The organism is Bacillus sp. JJ1503 (assembly GCF_036965125.1).
In the GTDB taxonomy this organism is placed as follows: Bacteria; Bacillota; Bacilli; order Bacillales; family Cytobacillaceae; genus Cytobacillus.
Window position 1 is genome coordinate 1 of sequence record NZ_JBALOZ010000185.1, and the last position, 5,393, is coordinate 5,393.

General features: G+C 37.5%; 6 protein-coding genes. 1 reads left to right on the forward strand and 5 read right to left on the reverse strand.

What is annotated here, in order from left to right; translation table 11 throughout:
* Positions 1–145 precede the first annotated feature (145 nt).
* Complete coding sequence (gene ric / locus V7149_RS14610; protein WP_335346346.1) at positions 146–841, forward strand: iron-sulfur cluster repair di-iron protein; 696 nt, start codon at positions 146–148, stop codon at positions 839–841.
* Between the two features lie 82 nt (positions 842–923).
* Here ric and moaA read toward each other — a convergent pair whose 3' ends face one another.
* The 5 genes from moaA to V7149_RS14635 all read right to left on the reverse strand — a co-directional run bounded on the left by moaA (position 924) and on the right by V7149_RS14635 (position 5,271).
* Entirely contained in the window at positions 924–1,949 is a 1,026-nt protein-coding gene (gene moaA / locus V7149_RS14615) for a GTP 3',8-cyclase MoaA (protein WP_335346347.1), read from the reverse strand.
* A gap of 229 nt (positions 1,950–2,178) precedes the next feature.
* A complete protein-coding gene (locus V7149_RS14620) occupies positions 2,179–3,303 on the reverse strand; it encodes a TIGR04053 family radical SAM/SPASM domain-containing protein (protein WP_335346348.1) in 1,125 nt (374 codons plus the stop codon).
* Positions 3,304–3,744: 441 nt separating this feature from the next.
* Complete coding sequence (locus tag V7149_RS14625) at positions 3,745–4,083, reverse strand: DsrE family protein (RefSeq protein WP_335346349.1); 339 nt, start codon at positions 4,081–4,083, stop codon at positions 3,745–3,747.
* Positions 4,084–4,096: 13 nt separating this feature from the next.
* A complete protein-coding gene (locus V7149_RS14630) occupies positions 4,097–4,405 on the reverse strand; it encodes a metal-sulfur cluster assembly factor (RefSeq protein WP_315668212.1) in 309 nt (102 codons plus the stop codon).
* A gap of 98 nt (positions 4,406–4,503) precedes the next feature.
* The gene (locus V7149_RS14635) at positions 4,504–5,271 is read right to left on the reverse strand and encodes a prolyl oligopeptidase family serine peptidase (protein ID WP_335346350.1); all 768 of its coding nucleotides are present in this window, start codon (positions 5,269–5,271) and stop codon (positions 4,504–4,506) included.
* Positions 5,272–5,393 lie beyond the last annotated feature (122 nt).

Genomic DNA, 5,393 nt, shown 5'->3' on the forward strand with positions numbered 1-5,393 from the left:
ATTGATGTTGATTTCATATAATATAGCTCACACTAAATTTCTATTATTTGTCTATAATTTTCATAAGTGTGATTACAGTCACCAGCTAACAATGAAATATCGTTTATGCTGTATATGTAAATAAAGCTTGATTAGGAGGATTATCATGACCATGGCTTTTTCAGAAACAACATTAGTAAAGGATATAGTTAATGAACAACCGAAAACAAGTGATGTATTTAAACGCTATCGTATAGATTTTTGCTGCGGCGGAAACATTCCATTAATAACGGCTGCAACCGAGCTGTCCGTTAACATGGAGCAATTAATGGCAGACTTAAACGAAGTATATGTTAAAGAAGAAAATCAAAAGGACAATATGGAAGTATGGACGGACAGTTCATCTGAAGAAATTATCAACCATGTCATGCAGCATTATCATGTTCCATTATTAGATGAACTTGCCCAGTTAAGTCCATATGTAACAAAGGTAGCAAAGGTACACGGTGATCATCACCCTGAGCTATTGAAGGTATATGAGCTATTCTATGAGTTCAAGAAGGAAATGATTGAACATACAGCAAAGGAGGAAGACACAGTTTTCCCATTGCTGAAACAATTAGAAGATCCTGAAGTACCTAACCGCGAAGAGATTATTAACTACATTAAAGAACTTGAGAAGGAACATGACCACGCTGGGGGACTTTTAAGACAGCTAAGAGAAACGACATCTGATTATGAGCTGCCACTGGATGCTTGCGGAACGTATACGCTCGTGTACAAGCGTCTTGAAATGCTTGAAGGACAAACATTCATGCATGTACATTTGGAAAATAACATTTTATTCCCAAGATATTTTTAATCATAATGTTGCGAAAGGAAATCGGCGATTGGTTGCCGATTTCTTTTTTTATAAAAAAACATCCCAGACTAGGCAGGGATGATTAACCACCAATATAGGACATCTCAATTTTCTTGCGATTTTTTGCTGTTTCTTCAGTCCGTTCGTCTGAATAACGGTCTTTTCTACCGCTCCAAATATCGATGATTCTGTTTCTTATTTCAGCTTCTGACGCACCGTTCCTCATAAACGCCTTCATATCATGCCCATCTCCATTAAACAGACAGGTGAAAATCTGTCCATTTGCTGACAGTCTTGATCGCGGGCAGCTTGAACAAAAGGATTCCGATACANNCGATACAGATGGAATAAACCCTACATCCACATTTGTCCCTTCATATCGATAACGTTTGGCAACTTCGCCATAATAATCAGGATCAACAGCGTCCAATAGGAAGTGCTCCTTTAAGATTTCATAAATTTCCTTCTTTGTGATAACATCATCCATTTTCCATCCATTTGTGCTGCCAACGTCCATATATTCTATAAACCGAAGCTGTAGTCCGTGTTCTTTGCAAAATTTTGCCATCGGTACGATTTCAGATTCATTTAATCCCTTTTTTACGACCATATTAATTTTTACGAAGAGTCCTGCCTCTTGGGCAGCCTTAATTCCATTGAGAACTTCTTGAACCGCAACATTTCTGCCATTTATTTTTCCGAATAACTCGTCATTTAATGAATCTAAGCTAACATTTACCCGTTGTAACCCGGCTTCCTTTAAATCATTTGCAAGCCTTGGAAGCAAGACTCCATTTGTCGTTAATGCGAGATCCTTTAGCCCATCTATTGCCGCAAGCTTTTTCACGAGAATCGGCAAATCCTTTCGAAGCAATGGTTCTCCGCCTGTAAGTCTGATTTTTTCTACACCAAGATCTACAAATATTTTCGCAAGAAGTTCAATTTCCTCATATGTTAATAGTTCGCTTTTCGGCAAAAAAGCAAAATCCGGTCCAAATTTCTCTGCAGGCATACAATACGTGCAGCGAAAATTACAGCGGTCAATTACCGAAATCCTCAGATCTCTTAGTGGTCGATTCAATTGATCTTTAACGATTGATTTTTCCATCCTATCAACTCCATTGAGGGTGACCTCTTTTGAAACATTGTAGCATACTATATGCCTTTATTAGGCCTTTCAGTTAAATTTAGTTAAAAAAGCCAAAGAGGGGGACTTTAGTAATTGGGCAAAGTTTAACTCATATAATACTTAATATAATATGCTCTTTCAAAAAATTATATACAGTTTGAAGAGTGAGTATAGACCAACTACCAGAGTCACCTTTTTTATCCAACTTTTAAGATGTTGCTTTTTTCCTTAATGTTTTTGGAATGTATACGCAGAAAGGTTCACTTTCCATATAATCTCCTGTGACTGCATACGCACGGGAACGAGAGCCGCCGCAAACATATCTAAATTCACATACTCCGCACTTGCCTTTGTATTGATCTGGATTTCTTAAATTCTTGAATATAGGTGATTCCCTATAGATTTCAGCTAAAGGCTGCTCCCTTACATTCCCTGCTTTAATTGGCAGGAGCCCGCTTGGGTAGACGTCTCCAATATGTGAAATAAATACGAAGCCATTTCCGTCATTGACGCCTTTAGGAGCTCTGCCAAGACCATCAATGGACCCAGTTAATCCTTGTTGAGTCAAAGCATCTAAATATTTAATGTCACCGTTTTGTGCATGTTCCTCTCTCATTTTATTCTGAATAACAACACGGCGATAATGCTGGGCTGCTGTTGTTTTTATATCAAAGGATACCCTTTTACTTAAATCATATAGCCACTTAAATACCTTTTCATGTTCAACAGGTGAAATCATATCACTTTCCTGTCCCCTGCCAGTTGGAACTAGGAAAAAGACACTCCAGAGAACACATTTCAAATCTTCTACAACCTTCGCCATCTCATCTAAGTAATCAATATTATAACGAGAAATAACAGTATTTATTTGAACAGGTATTTCAAGCTCATGCAAATACTTAATTCTTTCTATTGTTAAATCAAATGATCCTGCTGTTCCTCGAAAATGATCATGAATCTCAGGGGTTGGACCATCAAGACTGAAAGCCCAGCGTGATAATCCTACTTCCTTTGCTTTCTCAATCGCTTCCTTTGTCACATTTGGAGTAGCACTCGGGGTCATTGAAACGCGGACACCTTTGTCCACTGCATATTTCGCAATATCAAAAACATCCTCCCTCATCAATGGGTCACCCCCGGTAAAGACAAGCATCGGATTATTCATGTCATAGATTTGATCAATTAATTCCTGTCCTTCTTCAAATGATAATTCACGGGGATCTCTTCTATATTGAGCCTCTGCCCGGCAATGAAGACATTTTAACTGACATGCTCTAGTTAATTCCCAAATCACAATAAAAGGATCTTTATTAAAATCGCGGCTAAAGGACATTAGAATCCTTCCTCTCTTATTTCACTATTTCCATTGCAATTTATCGCAAGGATTTTTATCTAAATATTGATTGCAATTGTAGTATAAGGGATAATGCAGAATAAATTAGTGAGAAATCTCACATTGAGGATTATCAGATAGTTGGATCTTTCTTAACTGGACATATATACTTGCTAGATTGGAGTAATTGGACAGGTTTTTGACTAAATAGCAAAGCATGTCAGATAAATTTGTTTTTTTGGACAGCTTTTCGACTAATTCCCAAAACCTGTCCAGTAAACCATAGTTATCGGATAGCTCTTCGACTAATTCCCAGAACCTGTCAAGTAAACCGTAGTTATTGGACAGCTTTTCAAACTAAATCCCAGAACCTGTCCAATAACCATTTCGATTATTTAGTTTAGTCAAAATAAAACAGCAAGAGCATAAGCCCCTGCTGTTTTATGATATCGTAATGACTTCATATTTGGATGCAAGATCGATAAACGCTGGCATCCCGCTTATTTTACCGGCAATTAATTTATTTTCTACTCCGTAATAGTCTACACAAGTTTTGCAGGCAATTACTTCTACTCCCTTTTCCTCCAGCTCTTTAAGATGAACTGAAGCAAAGGATTGTTCAGTTAATGCAAATACACCGCTATTCATGCAAAAAATCGCTGCAGGTAATTCCTCTCTTTGCTTTAACAATGTAAAAAAGGTTTCAAGAACGCCTTCACCAAGCTCCTTATCTCCTTTTCCAAGCTGATCTGAGCTAACTAGAATGACTTTATTCTTCATCAGCCTCTCACCTCTAACGAACCCCTAAAGCAATCTTGGCATATCGAGACATTCTATCCTTTGACCATGGCGGATTCCAGACAATATTTACTTCCGTCTCTTTCACTTCTGGAATATCTGCTAGAGCACTCTTTACATTTTCTACAATTGTTCCAGCAAGAGGACAGCCCATTGACGTTAAAGTCATATCAACGGTCGTCTTTCCCTCTTCATCCATCTTAACATCGTATACCAATCCAAGATTAACGATATCCACACCAAGTTCTGGGTCAACTACTAGCTCTAGAGCACCCATAATACTATCTTTTACCTCTTGATCCATCTGCTATAACACTCCTTCTTCTATGTTTCTAATTATTATCTTATCAAATATAATCTTGAATATAAATGATGGGCATCACATCAGGCAGTAAATTTACTTTATAAATAAGTTTCAAACCATTTTACTGTTTCCATAACCCCTGTCGTACTCACTTTATGACCAGCTTTCTCATCACTAATAAATAAAAGATTTTCCGGTTGTTTATCGTATAAAGGTTTAATCGTTTCATAAAAATGAAAGGCAGGTGAATAAGGAACGACCGAATCCTGTTTGCCATGCCAGAATAGCAATGGTCTATTTCCAAGTTTATCAGTCTGCTTACTTAAATCAAGTTCTCTAATTTTGTTCATCAAATGAGCCATTTCATCATTAGTGAGTGGAATGTCAACTCCATGACGTTGAAGTTCATCTATTTGGTGCAAGGCAAACTTCTCATAGTAAGGCATACCCATTAAGCTTGCGGCCACTTTTATCCAAGGGTATTGAGTAAGGGCACCTAATGTGACAATTCCCCCCATTGAAGTCCCAACAACACCTACTCTACTAGGTTCTATCAATTGCTCATCTTCGAAGGAACTTTTTACGATCTCCAATTCTTCGATTGTTCGAATGATGATCTCCCAGAAATGTAAATTCAGTTCGTTTCCCGACAGTCCAGTACTCCTTTCACCATGGTAGAGTGCTTCAGGAAGGATTACACGAAACCCTTTTTCAGCTAGTAAGTAAGCATAGTGCAGATTAAATTCCTTCCTGCTTGTGAAACCGTGAATAAAGATGATAGATGGAAGTTTTTCTTCCCAATTATTCGAATCCGCAATATGCAGAAAGGGGATTTCGTTAATTTTGGAATTTTTTACGGTAATCATTGTAAAGCCTCCTAATGTTAAGCCAACCTATATATTAGGTTAAGTTTAAAATAAATCGTTATTTTTTTATTAGAAAAACTTGGCGTTTGCCAAGAACTTTCGGCAAATGCCTTAGCTTTTCT

Coding starts and splice junctions, on each gene's coding strand:
- ric (WP_335346346.1), top strand. CDS start 146: ATGACCATGGCTTTTTCAGAAACAACATTAGTAAAGGATATAGTTAAT.
- V7149_RS14620 (WP_335346348.1), bottom strand. CDS start 3,303: ATGTCCTTTAGCCGCGATTTTAATAAAGATCCTTTTATTGTGATTTGG.
- V7149_RS14625 (WP_335346349.1), bottom strand. CDS start 4,083: ATGAAGAATAAAGTCATTCTAGTTAGCTCAGATCAGCTTGGAAAAGGA.
- V7149_RS14630 (WP_315668212.1), bottom strand. CDS start 4,405: ATGGATCAAGAGGTAAAAGATAGTATTATGGGTGCTCTAGAGCTAGTA.
- V7149_RS14635 (WP_335346350.1), bottom strand. CDS start 5,271: ATGATTACCGTAAAAAATTCCAAAATTAACGAAATCCCCTTTCTGCAT.